Genomic DNA, 20,761 nt, shown 5'->3' on the forward strand with positions numbered 1-20,761 from the left:
GGTTTTTATTTGTGGCAGGAAAGATACCATGGGCATTCCTTTTCTCTCGACGTCCGGAATTGCCCATGGATACCGTCTCGCTGGCCAAGCGCCGCTACACCACCAAAGCCTACGATGCATCGCGTCAAATTCCCCAAGCCACGGTCGATGCCTTGCTCGAGCAATTGCGTCACAGCCCATCTTCGGTGAATTCCCAGCCCTGGCATTTCGTCGTTGCCCAGAGCGAAGCTGCCAAAGCCCGCCTGACCATCAGTACCGACACCGACTACGCCTACAATTCGCCCAAGTTGCGCGATGCCTCCCATGTCATCGTTTTTTGCACGCGCACCGACATGACCCAGGCGCACCTGGAGGCCGTGCTCGCCCAGGAGGCACTCGACGGGCGTTTTCGCGATGAGCAGGCCAAGGCGGCGCAGGACAACAGCCGACGCCACTACGCCGACCTGCATCGTTACGAGCGCAAGGACCTGCAGCATTGGATGGAAAAGCAAACCTATCTTGCCCTGGGTACAGCCTTGCTGGGCGCCGCTGCCCTGGGCCTGGACGCTACCCCCATCGAAGGCTTCGATAGCCAGCGCCTGGATGCCGAGCTTGGCTTGCGCGAACAAGGCTTCACCAGCGTAGTGCTGCTGAGCCTGGGCTATCGCAGTGAAACCGACTTCAATGCCGGGTTAAGCAAATCGCGGCTCCCGGCATCCAAGGTATTCACCTTCCTGTAAAGGCATGCTCGGCTGGCGTGGTTCACCAGAGTGCAGCGCTGGCCGTGGTCAGTGCCGAGGCCAATACTGCAATGGCCTTGTCGACTTGCGCCTCGGTAGTGAACCTGCCAACGCTCAGGCGAATGCTGTTACGGGCACGGCGCTCGTCCAACCCCAGCGCCAGCAGGACGTGGGATGCCGCATTGTTCGCTGAATTGCAGGCCGAGGTGGTCGACAGCGCCAGTTGTGTGGCGAGCGCCGCGCTGTTGAACCTTGCCTGATCGATACACAGGTTCAGGGTGTGCGGCACGCGCTGGGTAGCGCAGCCGTTGAGCGTGATGCCGGGCAGTGCCAATAGGCCCTCGCGCAGGCGCTTGGCCAGCTGCGCCAAGCGCTGGTACTCGCCATCGCCTGGTTGGCCGGCCAGGGCAAACGCGCTGCCCATGCCCGCGATCTGATGCGTGGCCAGGGTACCGGAGCGCAAGCCTTGCTCATGACCACCCCCATGCAGTTGGGCACGCATGCCGGCGCGCGCGCGCGGGCCAACGAACAGCGCACCGATGCCCTTGGGGCCATACACCTTGTGGGCGGAAAAGGACATCAGGTCGACGGGCAGGCTAGCCAGGTCGATGGCGAGCTTGCCTACCGCCTGAGCTGCGTCCACGTGGAACACGGCGCCGTGCGCCCGCACCCGCTCGCCGATGGCAGCGATGTCGGTGACTGTGCCCAATTCATTGTTCACCGCCATCAGCGACACCAGGCGCGTATCGGCGCGCAGCGCGTCCTGAACCATGGCCGGATGGATCAGGCCTGATTGATCAGGTTGCAGTCGGGTCACCGCCCAGCCTTGGCGCTCCAGTTCGGCTGCGGTGTCCAGAACAGCTTTGTGCTCTAGCTGACTGGTAAGCAGATGCCCAGGCTGGCCCAGTCCCTGCGCGACGCCTTTGAGCGCCAGGTTGTTGGACTCGGTAGCCCCGGATGTCCATACCAGTGACGCCGGCGGCGCCCCCACGCGTTCGGCTACTTGCTCACGGGCCAGCTCGACTGCATCGCGCGCTGCCCTGCCATAGACATGCCCGCTTGAGGCCGGGTTACCGAAATGGGCATGCCGACCGAGGCATCCAAGCATGGTCTGGATCACTCGATCGTCGACCGGGGTAGTGGCAGCGTAATCGAAGTAGAGAGGGGCGTCAGACATAAGCAGGTCCATTGGCAAGAGAGCGAGGGTGCCTGAACAAGATTAACTGCGTCACGAAGAGACTTTTGCTCTAAATCAGGGCGTTTTAAGACCATTTTGCAAAAGCATTCTCCGGATCGGGCATAACGAAAAAAATATTCCCACCCTTGTCTCGACACTCAGACGGTCTCTTCTCATTGACCGTTGAGAGTCCGTTCCTCTTCGCTGACTACCCGCTCGCACAACTCGGTAATCTGCTCGCGCATCCAGCGGTTCGCTGGGTCCTGGTCAGTGCTTTCATGCCAGTACAGGTGCGTCTCCAACGCCGGCACCTCTACAGGCAAAGGCTTGTAGCACAACTGATGACGGCGGGCGAAACGCTCTGGCACGGTCATCACCATGTCAGTTTGCTGCAGTACTTGCGAGGCCATCAGGTAATGCTGTGAGCGCAGGGCCACCTTGCGCTGCACGCCCATCTTGCCCAGCGCAAGGTCCACGTAACCCAGCCCGTTGCGGCGGCTGGAAATGTGGATATGGGTCATGCCAAGGTACCCATCCAGGCTCAATGCCCTGTCGGCCAGCGGGTGACCTTGGCGCAGGGCGCAGACGTAGCGGTCCTGCATCAACTTGATGTGCCGCACTTGAGGGTCGGTGTTGAGGGGGGCGTCGATGGCGAAGTCCAGTCGTCCTGCGGCAAGCTCCTTGGTGGTCTCCCGGCGCTTGCACAGGAAACTCTCGATCAGCACCCCAGGTGCCAGGCGACGCAGGCGTTGGAACAGCGGCGGCAGGATCACGGCCTCGGTCAGGTCGGTCATGCTGATGCGAAACGTCTTGCTCGCTTGCAGGGGGTTGAACGTCCGGCTTTCCTGCACCGAGGTGCGTAGCAATGCCAGCGCGCTGCGGACCGAGCCGATGATGTTCTGCGCCATGGGTGTTGGCACCATGCCCTGGGCGGTCCGTACGAACAGCGGGTCGTTGAACGTTTCACGCAGCCTGGACAATGCATTGGACACGGCAGGCTGGGTGATGCCGACGATCTGCCCGGCACGGGTGAGGTTGGCTTCGGTGTAGATTGCATCGAAGACGATGAACAGGTTGAGATCGACCTTGCTGAGGTTCATGAGCGCCGCTCGTTTTTGGAATTATTGGCCGATCATATATCGGTTATGAATGTTAATACACGCCGAAAATAGACTAGGTGGATGACCCGTGCCTGCCCTAGGCTTGCTTCATGTCATTCGACCTTGAAGGAACCCGCCAATGGATTTCGCCTATTCACCCAAGGTGCAAGCGCTGCGCGAGCGCGTGACTGCGTTCATGGATACCTACGTCTATCCTGCCGAGTCCGTATTCGAACGCCAGGTTGCCGAAGGCGATCGTTGGCAGCCTACCGCCATCATGGAATCGTTGAAAATCAAGGCACGCGAGGAGGGCTTGTGGAACCTCTTTCTGCCTGAATCCGAATACGGCGCAGGGCTGACCAACCTGGAGTACGCCCCACTGGCCGAGATCATGGGCCGTTCATTGTTGGGCCCGGAGCCGTTCAACTGCTCGGCACCGGACACGGGAAACATGGAAGTGCTGGTGCGCTACGGTACGGCCGCGCAGAAGCAGCAGTGGCTGGAGCCTTTGTTGCGGGGTGAAATCCGCTCGGCATTCGCCATGACCGAGCCCGATGTGGCGTCTTCGGATGCCACAAATATGGCGGCTACAGCGGTGCGCGAAGGGGACCAGTGGGTCATCAACGGCCGCAAGTGGTGGACCTCCGGCGCATGTGACCCGCGGTGCAAGGTCCTGATCTTCATGGGCCTTTCCAACCCGAACGGCCCGCGGCACCAACAACACTCGATGGTTCTGGTGCCGATGGATACGCCCGGTGTGAGGGTGCTCAGACCTCTGCCGGTATTTGGCTACGACGACGCACCCCATGGCCATGCCGAGGTGGTGTTCGAAAACGTGCGGGTGCCGTTGGAGAACGTGCTGCTTGGCGAGGGCAGGGGGTTCGAGATCGCCCAAGGCCGACTGGGGCCTGGACGCATCCACCATTGCATGCGGTCCATCGGCATGGCCGAACGGGCCCTGGAGCTGATGTGCAAGCGCGCGGTTGCCCGAACTGCGTTCGGGCAGCCACTGGCGCGCCTGGGCGGGAATGTCGACAAGATTGCCGATTCGCGCATGGACATCGACATGGCACGCCTGCTCACGCTCAAAGCGGCCTACATGATGGACACCGTGGGCAACAAGGTAGCCCGCAGCGAGATCGCCCAGATCAAGGTGGTAGCACCGAATGTTGCGCTGCGCGTAATCGATCGGGCGATCCAGTTGCACGGTGGTGCGGGGGTGAGCGCTGATTTTCCGTTGGCCTACATGTACGCCATGCAGCGCACCCTGCGCCTGGCCGACGGGCCCGATGAAGTGCACCGGGCAGCGATCGGCAAGTACGAGATCGGCAAGTATCTGCCTGCATCAGGCTCAGCGGCCCAACGCTGATTGCTGGGGTCAAGCCGCCAGGCTCAGCGGGCCGAGCGGCTGTTGGTATCGGCAGGCGTAGGGGTGGCAGGTTTGTGCAAATGCGCGCCAGTAGGGTCATCCAACTGAATGATGACGCCTTTCTGCCAACTGTCGGCGCCGGTATCGGGCGTAGGAATGTCGATATCAGCGCGCTGCTTGCGCGTCTGGGCGGTATCAATGCCCAGGCGACGGTTGCGCTGCTCGACCATCGCCGAGTCTGCCTGACCGTCCGCAGTGAAGCCCATCATCAGTTGCGGCACGCCCATCGGCAGTGACTTGTCCTGGTCGGTATGCCAGGTATGCCACGTCTTGCCGTAGGTGGTGGCCAGGCGTTTCATCAAGGCATGTTCGGCAGGCGCAGGGATACCGGGCGCCACCAACTGGCCAGAGGACACTTCAAACCCGTGGCTGTGCCACAGCGCTTTTTCCTTGGCGGGTAACCGGGCGAACAACTTCTGGTCGATGATGTACTCCACGCCCATGATCTTGGCCGTGGCCGTGCTGCCATCGTAGATCACGCACTGAATGACGTCTTCGTTGAGGATCGCACAGTAATGATGCGCTTCCATTTGAATATCCGGATGGCCGTTATAGAAGTGAAAACCATCCAGGTAGGCATTGAGTGCGTCAATAGGCGGTTTGGCCTGTAACAGCGCCGCGCCTTTTTCAAGCCATTGCGTGCCGGTTTTTATTGGGGCGCCGGGTGTTTGCACGGGCGATGCGGTTTTGGCCCCTGAGCAACCCGCGAGCAGGGCGCTGGCCAAACATAGGCCAAGAAGGCCGAGGGAAGGGTTGGGCATGATTGAGTCTCCGCAGGGTGTGCGCAACAGACCGCTTGCCGGACACTAACATTTTCTTTGACGGACAGACGGTAATGCTGTCTAGTTATTCAAGCCGGTTGAACCAAGTCTATGTTCGACTGCACTAACAAGTTACTGAAGTTTCATTGCCCGTCGTCCTGCAAAGGAAACGTCCCCATGTCTCGTCTTTCAGAGTTTCGTCAACTGGAACAGAAATTGGCTGCCCAACTTGCAGAGCTGGAAGCCATGAAAGGTAGCCCTGAGCTGCAAAAAGAAATCGAATTTGAAACCAAACTGCGAAATCTGCTGGCCAAGTACGAATACAGTTTGCGCGATATCGTCAACCTGCTCGACCCGAAAAACGGTCAACGGCCCGCTGCGCCTGCCGCGGCCCAGAAAGCGCCACGCCGTGCTCGGCAGGTCAAGCAGTACAAGAACCCTCACACCGGTGAAGTCATTGAGACCAAAGGTGGCAATCACACCAAGCTCAAGGCATGGAAGGCCGAACACGGCGCTGATGAAGTGGAAAACTGGCTGGCCAAGTAATGCCCACCCAACGCTATCCCATCACCCCGGACGGCCGCTATTTCGTTGTCCGGGGGCGTTTGTGGCGCTGCACCGATCCCTCCCTGTCCGACGCTCTGCGTCAGCACTGGGTGCATGCCCTGATGGACGCGCGCAGAGCGGTAAAGGACGCAAAGGTCAACGACGAACCCGATCAGCTTGCTCGCGCCCGTGCCCAGGTTCAGGCGGCAAAGGTCGCGCTGGGGGAGCGTGGCCCCGTCTGGTGGGGCGACGGGAGCCCGGACTTCAACCGGCGCATGGCGGTCAATACTCCTTATGCCGAGTGGTTTCAATCGCTTGATCCGGCTCAGTAACCGGGGCCTTGGCTTGACCGCGGGTTTTTATCAGCGACACCAGCACACCGCCCAGCAACAGCCCGAACGTGACACCCAGCGACAATAGGGCGGGCACCTTGCCAACCATGCCGTGGTAGAAGATCTTGCAGCCGATGAAGATCAGCACGAGCGCCAGCGCATATTTCAAGTACACGAAACGGTGCATCAGTGCCGACAAGGCAAAGTACAGCGAACGCAGGCCCAAGATGGCAAAGATATTGGATGTGTAGACGATGAAAGGGTCCTGGGTGATGGCGAATATCGCCGGGACGCTGTCCACGGCAAATACGAGGTCAGCCAGTTCAATCAACACCAGCGCAAGAAACAGCGGCGTAGCGTGGCGCACGGCATTGCTTTCCCCACTGGGCGTAACCTGCACGAAAAACTTCGAGCCGTGGATCTGATCGGTTACACGCATGTGCCGCCTTACAAACTTCAGAATCGGATTGTTGGCCAGGTCCGGCTGACTGTCTTCCCTGGATATCGCCATTTTCACGCCGGTAAAAAGCAGGAAAGCGCCGAAGAGATAAAGTACCCAGGCAAAGTTCTGCACCAAGGCCGCGCCGACGCCAATCATGATCGCGCGCAACACCACCACGCCGAGAATGCCCCAGAACAACACGCGGTGCTGATACCGTCGGGGAACGGCGAAATAGCTGAAGATCATCGCCATCACGAAGACGTTATCCATCGACAACGACTGCTCGACGAGAAACCCCGTATAGAACTCCAGTGCCGGTTGCGCGCCCAGGTAGTACCAAACACCCACGCCAAACAGCACGCCGACGCCGAAGTAGCCTGAATACAGCAGCAGGCTTTCGCGCATTTCGATTTCGCGGTCATGGCGATGCAGCACGCCCAGGTCGAGCACCAGCAAGCCGACGACGATGGCGACAAAGACCAGCCACAGCCAAGCGCTGGTGCCGAGAAAAGGTGTTGTGAGAAAGGTGTGCAGAGCTGTCATAAGCCCCTCCTGATCGGTCGACGTTGCGTGGCAACAGTGATCCGACATGGCGGCTGGCAACCGTCAGAGGGGCCCGGTATCACTTAGGCTTGAGCGTAGATCCGTTTGCGGGGCACGCCGAATGAGCAGCTGTTACATTTTTTTGCGAAGGGCGTGGGAGGCGCTGACCCCTCCAGTCTTGATGCCATGCGGCAAGCCTCAATAGACCCAGACCTCGACGCGACGGTTGCGCAAACGGCCTTGCTCCATCTCGTTACCCGCCACCGGCATCTGGTCACCTAACCCCGCCACTTCCAGCACCTCGATACCCCCGCGCGCCAGTGCCTGGCGTACCGCCTCGCCGCGCAGGCGCGAGAGCAGGGTAGCGCGCCCCGGTGTGTCCTTGGGGTCGCCAAAGCCCACCAGTACGGCCTTGCGGTGCGGCTTGCCGGCCTGGTTCAGGTAATCGATGACCCGCTGCACATCCTGGGTAGCCTTGCTGTCCAGGGCGGCACTGCCCGGTTGAAAGCGCAAGTTCACGCTCAACCGCTGGGCGTGCTCTGCCAGCGCCCGATACCGGGCAGGCATGTTCGCAACAGGCGTCACACGCTGGGCCACGATCTTTTGTGACACAAAGCCTTGCTCGGCCACGATGGCCTGACCGGCGGGGCTCTGGATGAAGTCGATCAATGCAGTGGCCTGAGGGCTTGGGGAAGTGGGCAGATACAGGAACAGGCGGCGTGACAGCGGGTAGACCTCACTGGCCACCAGGGCGCGTTCGGGCAGCAGCGCCGCCGCGGTGCCATCGGCCACTGCCAGTACCTTGGTCCCGTGGAGGGTCGAAAGCCCGGTAAACCCGATGGCCTGGCGATCGACTGCTACTTGGGCGGCCAGACGCTCGCCGGCTTCAAAACGCCTGGCTGTCGGCGCCAGGTTGACCTGCCTAGGCGCCAGGACCCGTGACCTGAACGTCTCGAACGTCCCGGAGCGCTCGTCCCTGGCGTACAGGTGGATGTCGCCACCGGCCACCCCGAGTTGCTCCCAGCGCCATACCTGCCCGCTGAAAACCTGCGCAATTTGATCCAGGGACAACTCAGACAAGGGGTTGGCGGGATTGACGAGGATGGCGACACCGTCCAGCCCGATGACATGTTCAGCTGCAGGGGAGCGCAAGTCGCCAAATGCCTGCAACTGCCGTGCTTCGCTGTCACTGATCGGGCGAGAGGCGGCGATCAGGTCAGCCTCGCCCCGAGCCAAGGCATCAAAGCCCGTGCTTGAGCCATGCGCCGCGATATCGACCTGAATGTCTACGCCGTCAGCGCGGGTCGCCGTGATTACTGACTCGTTGTCCGCCTTAGCGCTGTGGACTTGCACCTGGGTGGCGTGCTCGGCACGCAGCTGCGCCCGTACCAACGCCGGTAGCAGGGTACTGCCCAGGGTGTTGGAGCCCTGGATGCGCAGGTGCACGGGCTCGGCCCAGGCCAACATCGGCAGCACGGTCAACAGGAAGACGAGCAGGCGGGCCATGCTGACTGGGCCTTCACGGTGGCAATGGCCGCAGCGTAAGGCAGTGGCGTGATGGTGTGATGACAAGGCGGCAACGTCGCCAGGCGGCCGTGCGCAGGCACTTGCGCACGGACGATGAGCGGCGCCTGGATCAGTGAGCGCCGGCCGATTTGCTCAGGTCACTTTCTGCCCACTGGGTATAGATACACGCATCGGCCACCGCCCAGCGTACCTTGACGGTGTCGCCCGGCTGCATCGGCATGCCTGCCGCCGACAAAGCCTTGACCGTCAACGAGGTACCGCCTGCGGTGACCACATGACAGGTTTGGCTTTCACCGAGGAACAACACCTCGCCGACCTTGGCGCTGACTTCGTTCCAGCCGGCAGGCAACGGTTGCTCGGCAGCTTGCTGGGCAGTCAGGGCAAGGGCTTTCTCAGGCCGCACCATGATCAGGGCATCCTGATCTTGGCCCAGGCCTGGGGTCAGGCGAATGGCGACGCTTTGGCCTTCGAAGCTGCCTGCGCCATTGCTGTTGGCCTTGATGCGCAGGAAGTTGGAGTTGCCCAGGAACGAGGCCACAAACGCGTTGGGCGGGTTCTGGTAAAGGTCGTAGCCACTGCCAAGGCCCACGATTTTGCCATGGCTGAAGATCGCGATGCGCTGGGACAGGCGCATGGCCTCTTCCTGATCATGGGTGACGTAGACGATGGTAATGCCAAGACGCCGGTGCAACTGGCGCAGTTCATCCTGCAGGTCTTCACGCAGCTTCTTGTCCAGGGCACCCAGCGGCTCGTCCATCAGCAGGATGCGCGGCTCGTAGACCAGCGCCCTGGCGATGGCCACGCGTTGCTGTTGCCCGCCAGACATCTGCGAGGGCTTGCGGTGTGCGAAAGGCTCCAGTTGCACCAGCTTGAGCATGGCATCGACACGCTTGCGTGTTTCAACCGTACCCAGCTTGCGAATGGCCAGGGGGAAGCCAATGTTGTCGCGCACGTTCAGGTGGGGAAACAGCGAATAGCGCTGAAACACCATGCCGATGTCGCGCTTGTGCGGCGGCACGTTGACCAGCGACTGGCCCTCAACGAGTATCTGGCCGCTGCTGGGAGTCTCGAAGCCAGCCAGCATCGACAAGGTGGTGGACTTGCCGGAGCCGCTCGAACCCAGGAAGGTCAGAAATTCGCCTTCCTGAATATCCAGGTCCAGGTTGTCCACGGCGGTGAAGTCGCCGTAATGCTTGTTCAGGCCGCGCAGGCTGACCAGGGCCCTGCCACGCGCGTTGTCTTGGATCACTGCACTCATGGGTTAATCTCCGCGCGCTCAGGCGTTGGTTTCGGCACGCCGACGCAGGGCGGCGGCAAGGAACATCACAAGCAGCGACAGACCGATCAGCAAGGTCGATGCCACGGCGATCACCGGGCTGAGGTCCTGGCGCAGGGTGGTCCACATTTTTACCGGCAGTGTCTGCAGGTCGGGGCTGGCCATCATCACGCTCAGCACCACTTCATCCCAGGACACCAGAAACGCGAACAACCCGCCGGCGATCATCCCAGGCCGGATGGCCGGGAAGGTCACCTTGAAGATGGCCTGCAGGCGCGAGGCACCGCAGATGACGGCGGCGTCCTCGATCGACTGGTCGAACAGCTTCAGGGAATTGATGATGGAGATGATGGTGAAGGGCAGGGCGACGATCACGTGGCTCACCACGAAGGCGAACAAGGTCCCGGTGTAGCCCAGCTTGAGGAACAGGGCGTACACCGCTACGGCGATGATCACCAGGGGCACGATCATGGGCATGGTGAACAGGCCGTACAGCAGCTCGCGCCCCGGGAAGCGCCCGCGCACCAGGGCGAAGGCCGTGGGCAGGCCCAGCAGCACTGCCGCAACGGTGGTGAGCACGGCGACTTTGAGGCTGGCCAGGGCTGCGTCCATCCACTCAGGGTTGGAAAAGAACTGCCCGTACCATTTGAACGTCCAGCCGGGCGGTGGAAACACCAGCCATTGGGACGAACCGAACGACAGCAGCACGATGAAGACCACCGGCAGCAAGAGGAAGGCGGCAATTACACCGGTGGTCAGGTACAGGCCGGTGCGAAGCGGCCGGCCCATGGCATTGGGAGACAAGAGCATGTGGTTTACCTCGCAGTGCCAACCGGGGATTCCGGCTGCAGCTTCAGGTACAGGTAGAACAGCACCAGGGTGATGACCACCAACAAGGCAGCCGCCGCGCTGGCCAAGCCCCAATTGAGGAACGACTGCACCTGCTGGATGATGAATTCAGGCAGCATCATGTTCTGCGCCCCGCCCAGCAACGCCGGGGTGACGTAGTACCCCAACGACATGACGAACACCATCAGCGCCCCGGAGAACAGCCCCGACCGGCACAGCGGCAGGAACACCTTCCAGAAGTTGGTCCACGGGCTGGCACCGCACACCGAGCCTGCCTGCAGCACCATCGGGTCGATGGCATGCATGGTTGCCTGCAGCGGTAGCACGATGAACGGGATCATGATGTAGCTCATGCCGATCACCACGCCTGTGAGGTTGTGCACCATCTCAAGTGGGCTGTCGATGATGCCCATGGCCATCAGCATTTTGTTGATGACCCCCGAGCTTTGCAGCAGCACCAGCCAGGAGTAGGTGCGCGCCAGCAGGCTGGTCCACATCGACAGCAGGACGATGTTAAGCAGCCACCGGCCCCAGCCCTTGGGTACCAGCGTGATCGCCCAGGCCAGCGGAAAGCCCAGCAGTACGCTGATCAGCGTGACCAGCCCTGCCACCGAAAAGGTGTTGAACAACACCCGGGCATAGGCCGAGTTGGCGAACAACTGTTCATAGTTGCCAAGGCCAGGCGTAGGCTCGAGCACGCCGCGCAATAACAGGCCAACCAACGGTGCGAAGAAAAACAGGCCCAGGAACAGCAAGGCTGGCAGCAGGTTGCGGCTGCCCTTCCAGCGCTGGCTCAGGGAGGCGCGCCGTGGCCCGGCCCCTGGAGCACCGGTGCCCGAAGGGGCACCTTGGGCGTTATGCAGGGCATTGATCGCGACTTTCATTTGACCAGCCACTCATTCCAGCGGGCCGCGATGGCCTGGCCGTTCTTGGCCCAGTAGGCAAAGTCCAGGGTAACCTGATCCTGCGCATAGGCGGTCGGCAGGTTCGGGGCCAGGTCCTTGTCCAGCTTGGCGACGCTGTCGGTGTTGACCGGGGCGTAGGCCGTCTTGTTGGCGAATTCGGCTTGGCCTTCGGCGCTGCTGGCGTTGGCCAGGAACTTCATGGCTGCATCCTTGTTCTTGGCGCCTTTGGGAACGACCAGGAAATCGGCCATGACCAGGTTCTGCTTCCAGCTCACCCCTACAGGGGCGCCGTCTTGCTGCAGGGCGTAGACGCGGCCATTCCAGAACTGGCCGAGGGAGGCTTCACCCGAGGCCAGCAGTTGTTGCGACTGCGCGCCGCCGCCCCACCAGACGATGTCTTGCTTGATGGTGTCGAGCTTCTTGAAGGCGCGATCCAGGTCCAGCGGGTAGAGCTTGTCGGGCGCCACGCCATCGGCCAGCAGCGCCAGTTCCAGTACGCCTGGGCTTGGCCATTTGTAGAGGGCGCGCTTGCCGGGGTAGGTCTTGGTGTCGAACAGTGCGGTCCAGTCGGTTGGCTTGCTGGCACCGAGCTTGCCTTCGTTGTAGCCGAGCACGAAGGAGAAGAAGAACGAACCCACGCCATGATCGGAAACGAAGCGCGGGTCGATCTTGTCGCGCTGGATCTGGGAAAAGTCCAGGGGCTCGAGCAGGCCTTCGCTGGCGGCGCGCAGGGCGAAGTCAGCCTCGACGTCGACGACGTCCCACTGCACGTTGCCGCTTTCGACCATCGCCTTGAGCTTGCCGTAGTCGGTCGGGCCGTCCTGCACCACCTTGATGCCGGTGGCCTTGCTGAACGGAGCTGCCCACGCTTGCTTCTGAGCATCCTGGGTCGTTCCGCCCCAGCTTACGAAGTTCAGGCTTTCAGCCGCCTGAGTGGCCTGGCAGGCCAGTGTCAGGAGGCTGGCCGACAGCACTGCGGTTACACGTTTGCTCAACAGCATGATTACGCCCTCGTTGCTTTTTGTTATTCGAGGCAGGGCTGTGGTGCGCCCGCCAACAGTATTCGGGGAGCAGCGGTTACACATTCAAGGTCTACGGAATGTCATATTATGGTATTCCAAACTTTTCGCAAGTAGCAGCAGGCTACCGGCCATCATTTGGTTGATGGCCATGCAGGCGCTGCGATCAGCCGGTCATTGGCTCGAAGGGTATGCTTTGCACCACTTCCAGTTCGTAGCCCGCCAAGCCTGCATATTTCAAGGGCGGACCCAGGTGGCGAAGCTTGCCCACGCCCAGGTCTTGAAGAATCTGCGCACCGGTGCCGACCTCCGAATACACCTTCGACTGCCCGCGTTGGTAGGGGCGCTGGGGTTGGGTCAAGTGCGGCACACGCTCGAGCAGCGCCTGGGAGGACTCGTGGTTGGCCAGGATCACGACCACGCCTGTTCCTTGCTCAGCCACTTTCTGCAATGCCGCCCACAACGTCCAGTTGGCCGGGCCCGCCCACTCGGCGCCGACCAGGTCGCGTAGCGGATCGATCACGTGCACCCTCACCAGCGTAGGCGTTTCACGGCGCAATTGGCCCATGACCATGGCCATGTGCACGCCGCCGTCGATACGGTCTTCATAGGTGACCAGGCGGAAGGTGCCATGCACCGTGGGCAGCTCACGCTCTCCGATACGCTTGATGGTCTGCTCAGTGCTCAGCCGGTAATGGATGAGGTCGGCAATGGTGCCGATCTTGATGCCGTGGCGGGCCGCAAAGGCCTCAAGTTCAGGCCGACGTGCCATGGTGCCGTCGTCGTTGAGCACCTCGACAATGACCGACGCCGGGCTCAAGCCTGCCAGGCGGGCCAGGTCGCAGCCGGCCTCTGTATGCCCGGCACGGGTGAGGACGCCGCCTTCGCGAGCGCGCAACGGGAAAATATGCCCAGGCTGTACCAGGTCCTCCGGGCAAGCGTCAGCGGCCATGGCAGCTGCCACGGTGCGTGCGCGATCGGCGGCGGAGATGCCCGTGGTGACACCGGTCGCAGCCTCGATCGAGACGGTGAATGCCGTGCTGAACATGCTGCCGTTGGCCGGAACCATCTGTTCCAGGCCCAGGCGCTGGCAGTGCTCATCCGTCAGCGTCAGGCAGATCAGGCCACGGGCTTGCTTGGCCATGAAATTAATGGCTTGCGCGTCGCAGTGCTCGGCGGCGATCAGCAGGTCGCCTTCGTTCTCCCGATCCTCGTCGTCCACCAGCAAGACCATCTTGCCTTGCCGATAATCCTGGAGAATGTCATCGATGGTATTGAAAGGCATGTCAGGTGCTCGTGCTGAGATTAATTGTTTATGGTATACCATCATACATAAATGCCCAGCGCAGGAGACAAGCGGATGAAAGCCTACTGGATTGCCCATGTGGACGTGACCGACCCGGTCCAATATCAGCAGTACACGCAGCGTGCTCCGGCGGCCTTCCAGGCCTACGGCGGGCGCTTTCTGGCCAGGGGCGGGCGCAGTGAGGCCATGGAAGGGCGGCCTACGCCGCAACGCAGCGTGGTCATCGAATTCGACTCCTATGACCAGGCCGTGGCCTGCTATCGCTCCGACCTTTACCAGCAAGCCTGCGGCCTGCGCCAAGGTGCGGCGTGCGCCGAGGTAATCATCGTCGAGGGCGTCGCGCCCTGATGCCAACGGGCCTGGAGCAGGCGCCGCAATTCTGGCTATGCTTGGGCAATGACCAACCCTGTCCCGTTGCGCCAACCTTGCCCGCCCGGTGCCTGCATTTGCGGTCGCGATCAGCTGGCCACCGAGTGCGAGCCGGCCCGGCGCATCCTGCTGCTCACCCGACAGGAAGAAAAGCGCCTGCTCGAACGCCTGGAGAACCTTCAGGACATCGAGGACCTCTATCGCCTGCAACGTCGGCTGTATGACAACCTGGGCATCCGGCTGCATATCGCACCGGGCCACCATGAAGTGCGCACCATGCGCGGGATCGTCATCGAACTGGACGATCAGCCTGGGTTGTGCCGCAAGACCCGCCAGGCCATACCGGCGGCCATTCGCAAAGGGCTCGAACGAAATCCGCAGGTTGCCTTCCGCCTGCTCGATACTCACGACCTGTTGCGCGATACCTGACCGAACCGGCCTCACATTCACAGGCCGGCCCGGCCTCACCCAGTCGCCTAATTTTTTCCACCCCCTGCACGTCTACTTGAAAGTTCCCCTGCGCCGCGTGCGCAGCGGCAATCCCACTCAAGGAGGCAGGCAACATGACTTCAGTTTTCGACCGTGAAGACATCCAGTTCCAGGTCGTGGTCAATCACGAAGAACAGTATTCGATCTGGCCGCAGTACAAGGCGATTCCCGAGGGCTGGCGGGCGGTGGGCAAGGCAGGGCTGAAAAAGGACTGCCTGGCCTACATCGATGAGGTGTGGACCGACATGCGCCCACTCAGCCTGCGTCAGAAAATGGCTGAAGCTGGCGCGCAGTGACGGTGATCAATCTTCTGTGCCTGCCGTATTCGGGGGCCAGTGCGATGGTGTACAGCCGGTGGCGCCGCGCGCTGCCGGCGTGGTTGCAGGTTCGGCCAGTGGAATTGCCTGGGCGCGGCGCACGCATGGCCGAGGCGCTGCACACCGACATGCAGGGACTGGCCCGGCAGCTGGCCCAAGAGCAGCGGTTGGCGACCAGTACGCCCTATGCCTTGCTCGGCCATAGCCTGGGCGCGCTGCTGGCCTTTGAACTGGCCCATGAGCTGCAGGCGCTTGGTTGCCCGCCACCGCTGGCGCTGTTCGCCTGCGGCACTGCCGCGCCTACTCGCCGGGAAGACTACGACGGCCAGCGCTGGCGCGAGCCGAAGTCCGACACCGAGCTGATCGATGAATTGCGTGAGCTGCAAGGCACGCCAGAACAAGTGCTTGCCAATGACGAATTGATGAGCCTGACACTGCCGATACTGCGGGCCGACTTCCTGCTGTGCGGCACCTATGCGTATCGTCAGCGGCCCGCGCTTGGCTGCCCGTTGCACGTACTGGGTGGCGAAGAGGATCGGGCCAGCCACGAGCAGCTACAGGCCTGGCAGCACGAAACACAGGGCTCGTTTTCGCTGCAGATGTTTCCTGGCGGTCACTTCTTCATCCATGACCATGAGCCAGGCGTGCTGGCGGCATTGACCAGCGCCTTGGAACCGCTGCGGCTGACGGGTTGATTGACGTCTTGCCCAGGGTCGGCGAGGCTAGGGCATTTCAACCCTCAGGACAGACCATGCTGATCGATCCCTCTGCGCGCACGTTGGCAGGAGCATCCCACTGAACGGGCGCATGCTGGCCGCAGGCGTTCTGGCCTTGACCGTGTTGCAAGGGTGTACGGGGCACCGAGCGTCCGTACCCCAGGCTGACCCTGCGCAGGTGCGCGCCGAACTGATGCGGCTATTGCCCGCCAACGCCGGTGATCGCGCTGGCTGGGCCGCTGATATCCAGAAGGCGTTCCAGGCACAGGGTATCGAGCCCTCCAGGCGCAACCTGTGCGCGGTACTGGCTGTGACCGAGCAGGAGTCCACCTTCAACGCCGACCCCCAGGTGCCCCAGCTGGGCCGTATCGCCCGGGAGGAAATCAATCGGCGGGCTGCCCGTGTGCATGTGCCCAGGATGCTGGTCGACGGCGCGCTGCAAACCCCGTCAGGCAATGGCAAGACCTATGCACAGCGCTTGCAGGCAGTGCGCACCGAGAAGCAGCTGAGCGAACTGTACGATGAAGTGATCGCGCGGGTGCCTTTGGGCCGTACCTTGCTGGGGGGGCTCAACCCGGTACATACCGGCGGCCCGATGCAGGTGAGCATCGACTTTGCCGAGAAACATGCGCAAGCCTATCCCTACACGCGCGAGGGCAGCGTGCGACAGGAAGTGTTCACACGCCGTGGTGGCCTGTATTTCGGGATTGCGCATTTGTTGGGCTATCCCGCCAACTACGAGCGTCAGCTCTATCGGTTCGCCGACTTCAACGCCGGTTGGTACGCTAGCCGGAATGCGGCGTTTCAGGCGGCGCTCAGCCAGGTTACCGGGATAGACCTGGCGCTGGACGGTGACCTGATTGCGCCTGGGTCGATCATGCCCGGTACCACCGAAAGGGCAGCACGTCAGCTGGGTCGTCAGTTGGGCCTGCGTAACCCGCAGATTCGCAGTCAGCTGGAGCAGGGAACTGAACTGGATTTTGAAGATACCCGGCTATACCGGGAGGTGTTTGCCCTGGCCGATGCCAAGGCCGGCCGTGCATTGCCGCGGGCCGTGTTGCCGGGCATCGAGCTGAAAAGCCCCAAGATCACCCGCAAGCTGACCACTGCCTGGTTTGCCGAGCGGGTGGATGGGCGTTATGAGCGGTGTATGCGTAGGTGATTGGGTGAGGGTGGCTCACTGCGGCGCGCGCTCGATAGCTAAATAGCGAGCACTTCACAAGTCCAAGCTGTAACGCATTACCCGTGTAGGAGCGGCCTTGCCGGGGCGCCGGACCGGCCGCGATGGGCCGCATAGCGGCCCCAGCAATATGAGGTGCCTAGCTGAAATCCTGGGGCTGCTGCGCAGCCCATCGCGGCCGGTCCGGCGCCCCGGCAAGGCCGCTACACGGGCACTGCGCTGACGCTTGCCCTTTTGAAGTGCTCGTAGAATCCCGCATGGCGGTCAAGCCAGAACCCAAGCCACCTTCATATCACGCAAGGCCCCGCGGCCACCCGTTACCCTTCGCCTGTCCGCAGGCCCCTTCAGCCTTGACCCAATGCCTCGACAATCTGATCCACGCTGCTCTTCAACCCAGCCAGTGTGTCCTCGTTATCGCTCTGCACGACAACCAGTTTCGCGCCGCTGTCTTTGATTACCTGCGCCACCGCAGCCTCTGGTTGCCGATGATCCAAGACCAGGGCCACATCCTGGTTTTTGAGGTTATCGGCCAGGGCTTTGAGCGCAGCCGCATCCCACTCGGTGGGCAGCGGCTGATCCACCAGGTCCAGGTTCAATCCGCTGGCCAGATAACCCAGTCGCTCCGACAGGCTGACGGTGGTCAGGTTTTCCACCTTGGCCAGGCGCGTCTGGCTATTGGCGGCCAGTGCCAATACTTGCTGCTTGAAGCCGGCAAGGTTGGTCTGAATGCGTGCCTTGTCCGCGGGCGACAGCCGCTCCAGATCATTAGCCACCACATCGGCCATGCGTCCCAGATTGGTGGGGCTGAGCCATGGGTAGCCGGCGTAGGCATCAGCCCCCGTCACGGCGATGCCTGGCAATGCACCATCGACTGGGCGAGCGGCGTCGATTTCGACGATGCGAATATTGCTGCGGCGCGCCACCGGGTAAAGCGGATCGTCTCGCCAGATCGAGCGTACGCCGATCACCGCGTCAGCCTGCTGGGCCGCCTTGTGCAGGCTGGCTTCGCCACGGCCACTGAAGTACGACGGCTGGCGGCTGGCAGGCAAATTCGCCGGCGCAGCGCGTTTGAGCTCAACCGAAGTGCCTTCGAGCAATGTGTTGGCCAGGCTGTGGGTGACCGGCAGCGTGGTCAGCACTTGGGTGGCCGAGGCCAGGGACGGCAGGCTGGTAAGGGCGAGGGCCAGACACAGGCGTTTGAGGTTCATGCCGGGTTTCCTTGCAGGCGTGGGACGAGCGCGCGGGCCAGGGCGGCCAGGGCGAAGCAGAGGCCGGCGACCAGAATGATCGCAGCGCCGGACGGTACAGGCAGGTCGAAGACAATGGGCAGCAGAATGCCGAACAAGGTGCTCAGGGTAGCGATGATCACCGAGATGAAGAAAAAGCCTTTCAATGACTGGCTGACCAGGCGCGCGGCAGCGGCGGGGATGACCAGCAACGCACCCACCAGGATGGCGCCAATCACCTTGACCGCGGCCACCGTGACCAGGGTCACCAGCACCACGAACAAGTAGTCCAGGGTCTTGACGGCGACCCCGCGTACAGCAGCCAGTTGCGGATTGAAGCTGGCCAGCATGATGCGGTTGTAAAGCGGCAGCGCCAAGGCCAGCACCAGTACAGCGACGATTCCCAGCACGACCAGGTCCTGACCGCTGACGGTCAACACCGAACCGAACAGCACGTTTTCCAGAATGTGCACGTTGATCTTGCCTGCCAGCATCAGCAGCAGGCTGGCCCCCAGCGCCAGGGACACCGACAGGAAGACCCCAATCAGCGTGTCAGGTGACAGGCCGGTGCGGTTGCGCAGGAAATTCAGCAAGATACCGAACAACAGGCAATAGCCGAACAGGCTGCCGTAAGGGCCGGTGTAGGGTTCGCCCAACAGAATGCCGATGGCCACGCCGGTCAGCGCCGCGTGGCCGACTGCTTCGGAGAAGAAGGCAAAGCGCTTGACCACCACCAGCGTTCCAAGGCCACCGAGCACCGGCCCGATCATCAACCCGGCCAGCAAAGCATTGACCACGAAGCCGTAGGCCAGCGCCTCGGGCAAGTAGCCTTGAACGGCCCATTGTTGAACCAATTCACGGAAGGATTCGAAACTCATCAGGCAAGGCTCTCGCTGCGCGGATGGACGGAGAACAGGCCGAGCAGACGCTCAGGGGTGAGCGCCTGGGCAGGCGCAGCATCGAACAGCACGCGGCGACTCAGGCCGGTGACCCGGTCAGCCAGGCGCAGCACGGCTTCAAGATCATGTTCGATCCACAAGACGGTGGTGCCGGATCGGCGCCAGCTGGCCAGCAGCTGCTCGAACACGCGAATACCCGCTTCGTCCAGCGCCGACATGGGTTCGTCCAGCACCAGCAGTTGCGGCTCGGGAATCAGCCCTTGCGCCAGCAGCACCCGCTGACGCTCACCGCCTGACAGCGCGCCCATGCGCCGCTTGCGCTTGTCGAGCATGCCGACGTGGGTCAGGGCTGCCTCGATGGCCGGCTGGACCCGCTTGGACAGCCCTAGAAAGGCGGGCTGGCGCTGGCACATGGCGGCCATGAAGTCGTCCACGGTCATGGGCAGGCCGCGGTCGAACTCCAGCGCCTGCGGCACGTAGCCGATCACCTCCCGCTCGCTGGGCCAATGCATGGCCAATCGACCCTGATGCGGCATCTGCCCCAGCAGTGTCTTGATCAGCGAGCTCTTGCCGCCCCCATTGGGCCCGACGATGGCATGCACCGAGCCGGCCGCGACGCTGAAACTGACCTGCTCGAGAATGCGCGTACGGCCCAGTTCGAGGTTGATCGCCTCGAACTCGATGCGCGGCCCACAAACCGGCAGCACCTGGGTGGCGGCGGTCATGCGCGGTTCTCCTCGATGGCGCGCACCACCGTGTCGAGGTTGCGCTTCATTTCGATTTCATACTTGTCCTTGGTGTATTCGCCATAGGAAATATGCGTCAACGGGTACAAGCGCACCCCGGACTCGCGCTGGATCGTTTCCACATAGGCAGAGGGGAAGTCCATCTCCGAAAAAATGACCCGCACATCCAGCGCTTTGAGTTGGTCGATGGTTTTCTTCAACTGAGCGGGGCTGGGCTCGATACCGTGGGCAGGTTCCACCACGGCGGTCACTTCAAGGCCAAAATCACGCACGAGATAATCGTAGGCAGCGTGGATCGTGGCCACGCGGAAGGTGGCGCCAGGCGCTTGACTCACCTTGGCCAGGGCCTCGGCACGCAGGGCGCGCAGACGCTTGGCATAAGCCCGCGCATTTTGCGTGTAGAGCTTCGCGTTTTCCGGGTCCAGCTTGCCCAGTTCTCGGGCAATGTTGTTGACCTGTGCAATGGTGGTACTGATGGACAGGAAGGTATGCGGATTGACGACCTTGCCAGCGCCGCGTGCGGCAATGCCGGTTGCCGCGAGCAGAGGCACGTTCTGGTTCGATTCGATGGTGGCGATGTTCGGTTTTTCGCTGGCCGCGATCATGCGGTCGGCAAAGTCGTCATGACCGACGCCGTTGAGCACGACCACATCGAGCGTCCCGATGCGCTTGATGTCCTCGGCGCGAGGCTCGTAGGCATGGGGGTTGAAACCAGCCGGGATCAACGGCACCACCTCGGCCTTGTCGCCAACGATATTGCTCACATAACTGTAGTAAGGGTGCAGGGTGATGCCGATACGCAGCGGCTTGCCGGGGTCGGCCAGGGCAAAAGCGGGCAGGGCACAGGCCAGGAGCAGGGCGAGGGCGGAGCGAAGCATGGGGCGTTCC

At 62.1% G+C, this 20,761-nt stretch carries 23 protein-coding genes; 9 read left to right on the forward strand and 14 right to left on the reverse strand.

The window, feature by feature from the left end; translation table 11 throughout:
* The first annotated feature begins 65 nt into the window (after window positions 1-65).
* Window positions 66-719 (forward strand): oxygen-insensitive NAD(P)H nitroreductase, encoded by a 654-nt coding sequence (nfsB, locus tag ACK59L_RS01545; RefSeq protein WP_409271439.1) that lies wholly within the window; start codon window positions 66-68, stop codon window positions 717-719.
* Between the two features lie 22 nt (window positions 720-741).
* Here the strand turns inward: nfsB and ACK59L_RS01550 are convergent, their stop codons facing one another.
* Both ACK59L_RS01550 and ACK59L_RS01555 read right to left on the reverse strand, forming a co-directional pair.
* The gene (locus ACK59L_RS01550) at window positions 742-1,896 is read right to left on the reverse strand and encodes a cysteine desulfurase family protein (protein ID WP_409271441.1); all 1,155 of its coding nucleotides are present in this window, start codon (window positions 1,894-1,896) and stop codon (window positions 742-744) included.
* Between the two features lie 173 nt (window positions 1,897-2,069).
* The gene (locus tag ACK59L_RS01555; protein ID WP_058637333.1) at window positions 2,070-2,996 is read right to left on the reverse strand and encodes a LysR family transcriptional regulator; all 927 of its coding nucleotides are present in this window, start codon (window positions 2,994-2,996) and stop codon (window positions 2,070-2,072) included.
* A 139-nt stretch (window positions 2,997-3,135) separates the two neighbouring features.
* Here ACK59L_RS01555 and ACK59L_RS01560 point away from each other — a divergent pair, with 139 nt between their 5' ends.
* Window positions 3,136-4,365, forward strand: coding sequence for an acyl-CoA dehydrogenase (locus ACK59L_RS01560; RefSeq protein ID WP_409271444.1), 1,230 nt, complete (start codon window positions 3,136-3,138; stop codon window positions 4,363-4,365).
* Between the two features lie 23 nt (window positions 4,366-4,388).
* Here ACK59L_RS01560 and ACK59L_RS01565 read toward each other — a convergent pair whose 3' ends face one another.
* Entirely contained in the window at window positions 4,389-5,186 is a 798-nt protein-coding gene (locus ACK59L_RS01565; protein ID WP_409271446.1) for an OBAP family protein, read from the reverse strand.
* 177 nt (window positions 5,187-5,363) lie between these two features.
* Between ACK59L_RS01565 and ACK59L_RS01570 the strand changes: the two genes are divergently transcribed.
* Window positions 5,364-5,732, forward strand: a complete 369-nt coding sequence (locus ACK59L_RS01570; RefSeq protein ID WP_409271448.1) for a histone-like nucleoid-structuring protein, MvaT/MvaU family — start codon at window positions 5,364-5,366, stop codon at window positions 5,730-5,732.
* Window positions 5,732-6,064, forward strand: coding sequence for a hypothetical protein (locus tag ACK59L_RS01575; RefSeq protein ID WP_409271450.1), 333 nt, complete (start codon window positions 5,732-5,734; stop codon window positions 6,062-6,064). The genes ACK59L_RS01570 and ACK59L_RS01575 overlap by 1 nt, the downstream gene beginning before the upstream one ends.
* Here the strand turns inward: ACK59L_RS01575 and ACK59L_RS01580 are convergent.
* From ACK59L_RS01580 to ribBA, 7 genes are all read right to left on the reverse strand, one after another.
* Window positions 6,015-7,049 (reverse strand): TerC family protein, encoded by a 1,035-nt coding sequence (locus ACK59L_RS01580; RefSeq protein ID WP_409271542.1) that lies wholly within the window; start codon window positions 7,047-7,049, stop codon window positions 6,015-6,017. The genes ACK59L_RS01575 and ACK59L_RS01580 overlap by 50 nt on opposite strands.
* A gap of 198 nt (window positions 7,050-7,247) precedes the next feature.
* Window positions 7,248-8,555: a substrate-binding domain-containing protein gene (locus tag ACK59L_RS01585; protein ID WP_409271452.1), complete on the reverse strand. Its 1,308-nt coding sequence runs from the start codon at window positions 8,553-8,555 to the stop codon at window positions 7,248-7,250.
* A gap of 130 nt (window positions 8,556-8,685) precedes the next feature.
* The gene (locus tag ACK59L_RS01590) at window positions 8,686-9,834 is read right to left on the reverse strand and encodes an ABC transporter ATP-binding protein (protein WP_409271454.1); all 1,149 of its coding nucleotides are present in this window, start codon (window positions 9,832-9,834) and stop codon (window positions 8,686-8,688) included.
* A gap of 18 nt (window positions 9,835-9,852) precedes the next feature.
* A complete protein-coding gene (locus tag ACK59L_RS01595; RefSeq protein ID WP_023536057.1) occupies window positions 9,853-10,662 on the reverse strand; it encodes an ABC transporter permease in 810 nt (269 codons plus the stop codon).
* 5 nt (window positions 10,663-10,667) lie between these two features.
* The gene (locus ACK59L_RS01600) at window positions 10,668-11,585 is read right to left on the reverse strand and encodes an ABC transporter permease (protein WP_027914685.1); all 918 of its coding nucleotides are present in this window, start codon (window positions 11,583-11,585) and stop codon (window positions 10,668-10,670) included.
* Entirely contained in the window at window positions 11,582-12,607 is a 1,026-nt protein-coding gene (locus tag ACK59L_RS01605) for an ABC transporter substrate-binding protein (RefSeq protein WP_058603885.1), read from the reverse strand. Before ACK59L_RS01605 ends, ACK59L_RS01600 begins: the two co-directional genes overlap by 4 nt.
* 184 nt (window positions 12,608-12,791) lie before the next feature.
* Complete coding sequence (gene ribBA / locus ACK59L_RS01610) at window positions 12,792-13,910, reverse strand: bifunctional 3,4-dihydroxy-2-butanone-4-phosphate synthase/GTP cyclohydrolase II (protein WP_409271457.1); 1,119 nt, start codon at window positions 13,908-13,910, stop codon at window positions 12,792-12,794.
* Window positions 13,911-13,985: 75 nt separating this feature from the next.
* Here ribBA and ACK59L_RS01615 point away from each other — a divergent pair, with 75 nt between their 5' ends.
* The 5 genes from ACK59L_RS01615 (at window position 13,986) to ACK59L_RS01635 (ending at window position 16,984) form a co-directional block, all read left to right on the forward strand.
* A complete protein-coding gene (locus ACK59L_RS01615) occupies window positions 13,986-14,279 on the forward strand; it encodes a DUF1330 domain-containing protein (RefSeq protein WP_058603887.1) in 294 nt (97 codons plus the stop codon).
* A gap of 48 nt (window positions 14,280-14,327) precedes the next feature.
* A complete protein-coding gene (locus tag ACK59L_RS01620) occupies window positions 14,328-14,729 on the forward strand; it encodes a hypothetical protein (protein ID WP_023536132.1) in 402 nt (133 codons plus the stop codon).
* 134 nt (window positions 14,730-14,863) lie between these two features.
* A complete protein-coding gene (locus tag ACK59L_RS01625) occupies window positions 14,864-15,085 on the forward strand; it encodes an MbtH family protein (protein ID WP_409271460.1) in 222 nt (73 codons plus the stop codon).
* Complete coding sequence (locus ACK59L_RS01630) at window positions 15,082-15,801, forward strand: alpha/beta fold hydrolase (protein WP_196134955.1); 720 nt, start codon at window positions 15,082-15,084, stop codon at window positions 15,799-15,801. Before ACK59L_RS01625 ends, ACK59L_RS01630 begins: the two co-directional genes overlap by 4 nt.
* 112 nt (window positions 15,802-15,913) lie before the next feature.
* Window positions 15,914-16,984 carry a DUF1615 domain-containing protein gene (locus ACK59L_RS01635; RefSeq protein WP_409271462.1) on the forward strand — a complete coding sequence of 357 codons (1,071 nt, stop codon included), beginning with the start codon at window positions 15,914-15,916 and terminating at the stop codon, window positions 16,982-16,984.
* Window positions 16,985-17,346: 362 nt separating this feature from the next.
* Here ACK59L_RS01635 and ACK59L_RS01640 read toward each other — a convergent pair whose 3' ends face one another.
* From ACK59L_RS01640 to ACK59L_RS01655, 4 genes are read right to left on the reverse strand one after another with little or no spacing between them, the layout of a single operon-like run.
* The gene (locus ACK59L_RS01640) at window positions 17,347-18,210 is read right to left on the reverse strand and encodes a metal ABC transporter solute-binding protein, Zn/Mn family (RefSeq protein ID WP_145255283.1); all 864 of its coding nucleotides are present in this window, start codon (window positions 18,208-18,210) and stop codon (window positions 17,347-17,349) included.
* Window positions 18,207-19,106, reverse strand: a complete 900-nt coding sequence (locus ACK59L_RS01645; RefSeq protein WP_144964198.1) for a metal ABC transporter permease — start codon at window positions 19,104-19,106, stop codon at window positions 18,207-18,209. The genes ACK59L_RS01640 and ACK59L_RS01645 overlap by 4 nt, the downstream gene beginning before the upstream one ends.
* Window positions 19,106-19,852, reverse strand: coding sequence for a metal ABC transporter ATP-binding protein (locus ACK59L_RS01650; RefSeq protein WP_196186617.1), 747 nt, complete (start codon window positions 19,850-19,852; stop codon window positions 19,106-19,108). The genes ACK59L_RS01645 and ACK59L_RS01650 overlap by 1 nt, the downstream gene beginning before the upstream one ends.
* The gene (locus ACK59L_RS01655) at window positions 19,849-20,751 is read right to left on the reverse strand and encodes a metal ABC transporter substrate-binding protein (protein ID WP_058637321.1); all 903 of its coding nucleotides are present in this window, start codon (window positions 20,749-20,751) and stop codon (window positions 19,849-19,851) included. The genes ACK59L_RS01650 and ACK59L_RS01655 overlap by 4 nt, the downstream gene beginning before the upstream one ends.
* Window positions 20,752-20,761: the final 10 nt, after the last annotated feature.

This window comes from Pseudomonas sp. KCJK9111 (assembly GCF_046231935.1).
In the GTDB taxonomy this organism is placed as follows: Bacteria; Pseudomonadota; Gammaproteobacteria; order Pseudomonadales; family Pseudomonadaceae; genus Aquipseudomonas; species Aquipseudomonas parafulva_B.

Bases quoted from the DNA above. Each gene is read 5' to 3' on its own strand.
- ACK59L_RS01590 (WP_409271454.1), bottom strand. From the start codon at position 9,834: ATGAGTGCAGTGATCCAAGACAACGCGCGTGGCAGGGCCCTGGTCAGC.
- ACK59L_RS01575 (WP_409271450.1), top strand. From the start codon at position 5,732: ATGCCCACCCAACGCTATCCCATCACCCCGGACGGCCGCTATTTCGTT.
- ACK59L_RS01600 (WP_027914685.1), bottom strand. From the start codon at position 11,585: ATGAAAGTCGCGATCAATGCCCTGCATAACGCCCAAGGTGCCCCTTCG.
- ACK59L_RS01555 (WP_058637333.1), bottom strand. From the start codon at position 2,996: ATGAACCTCAGCAAGGTCGATCTCAACCTGTTCATCGTCTTCGATGCA.
- ACK59L_RS01595 (WP_023536057.1), bottom strand. From the start codon at position 10,662: ATGCTCTTGTCTCCCAATGCCATGGGCCGGCCGCTTCGCACCGGCCTG.
- ACK59L_RS01580 (WP_409271542.1), bottom strand. From the start codon at position 7,049: ATGACAGCTCTGCACACCTTTCTCACAACACCTTTTCTCGGCACCAGC.
- ACK59L_RS01605 (WP_058603885.1), bottom strand. From the start codon at position 12,607: ATGCTGTTGAGCAAACGTGTAACCGCAGTGCTGTCGGCCAGCCTCCTG.
- nfsB (WP_409271439.1), top strand. From the start codon at position 66: ATGGATACCGTCTCGCTGGCCAAGCGCCGCTACACCACCAAAGCCTAC.
- ACK59L_RS01645 (WP_144964198.1), bottom strand. From the start codon at position 19,106: ATGAGTTTCGAATCCTTCCGTGAATTGGTTCAACAATGGGCCGTTCAA.
- ACK59L_RS01620 (WP_023536132.1), top strand. From the start codon at position 14,328: ATGACCAACCCTGTCCCGTTGCGCCAACCTTGCCCGCCCGGTGCCTGC.
- ACK59L_RS01650 (WP_196186617.1), bottom strand. From the start codon at position 19,852: ATGACCGCCGCCACCCAGGTGCTGCCGGTTTGTGGGCCGCGCATCGAG.
- ACK59L_RS01640 (WP_145255283.1), bottom strand. From the start codon at position 18,210: ATGAACCTCAAACGCCTGTGTCTGGCCCTCGCCCTTACCAGCCTGCCG.
- ACK59L_RS01655 (WP_058637321.1), bottom strand. From the start codon at position 20,751: ATGCTTCGCTCCGCCCTCGCCCTGCTCCTGGCCTGTGCCCTGCCCGCT.
- ACK59L_RS01585 (WP_409271452.1), bottom strand. From the start codon at position 8,555: ATGGCCCGCCTGCTCGTCTTCCTGTTGACCGTGCTGCCGATGTTGGCC.
- ACK59L_RS01635 (WP_409271462.1), top strand. From the start codon at position 15,914: ATGCTGGCCGCAGGCGTTCTGGCCTTGACCGTGTTGCAAGGGTGTACG.
- ACK59L_RS01560 (WP_409271444.1), top strand. From the start codon at position 3,136: ATGGATTTCGCCTATTCACCCAAGGTGCAAGCGCTGCGCGAGCGCGTG.
- ACK59L_RS01550 (WP_409271441.1), bottom strand. From the start codon at position 1,896: ATGTCTGACGCCCCTCTCTACTTCGATTACGCTGCCACTACCCCGGTC.
- ACK59L_RS01625 (WP_409271460.1), top strand. From the start codon at position 14,864: ATGACTTCAGTTTTCGACCGTGAAGACATCCAGTTCCAGGTCGTGGTC.
- ACK59L_RS01615 (WP_058603887.1), top strand. From the start codon at position 13,986: ATGAAAGCCTACTGGATTGCCCATGTGGACGTGACCGACCCGGTCCAA.
- ribBA (WP_409271457.1), bottom strand. From the start codon at position 13,910: ATGCCTTTCAATACCATCGATGACATTCTCCAGGATTATCGGCAAGGC.
- ACK59L_RS01570 (WP_409271448.1), top strand. From the start codon at position 5,364: ATGTCTCGTCTTTCAGAGTTTCGTCAACTGGAACAGAAATTGGCTGCC.
- ACK59L_RS01565 (WP_409271446.1), bottom strand. From the start codon at position 5,186: ATGCCCAACCCTTCCCTCGGCCTTCTTGGCCTATGTTTGGCCAGCGCC.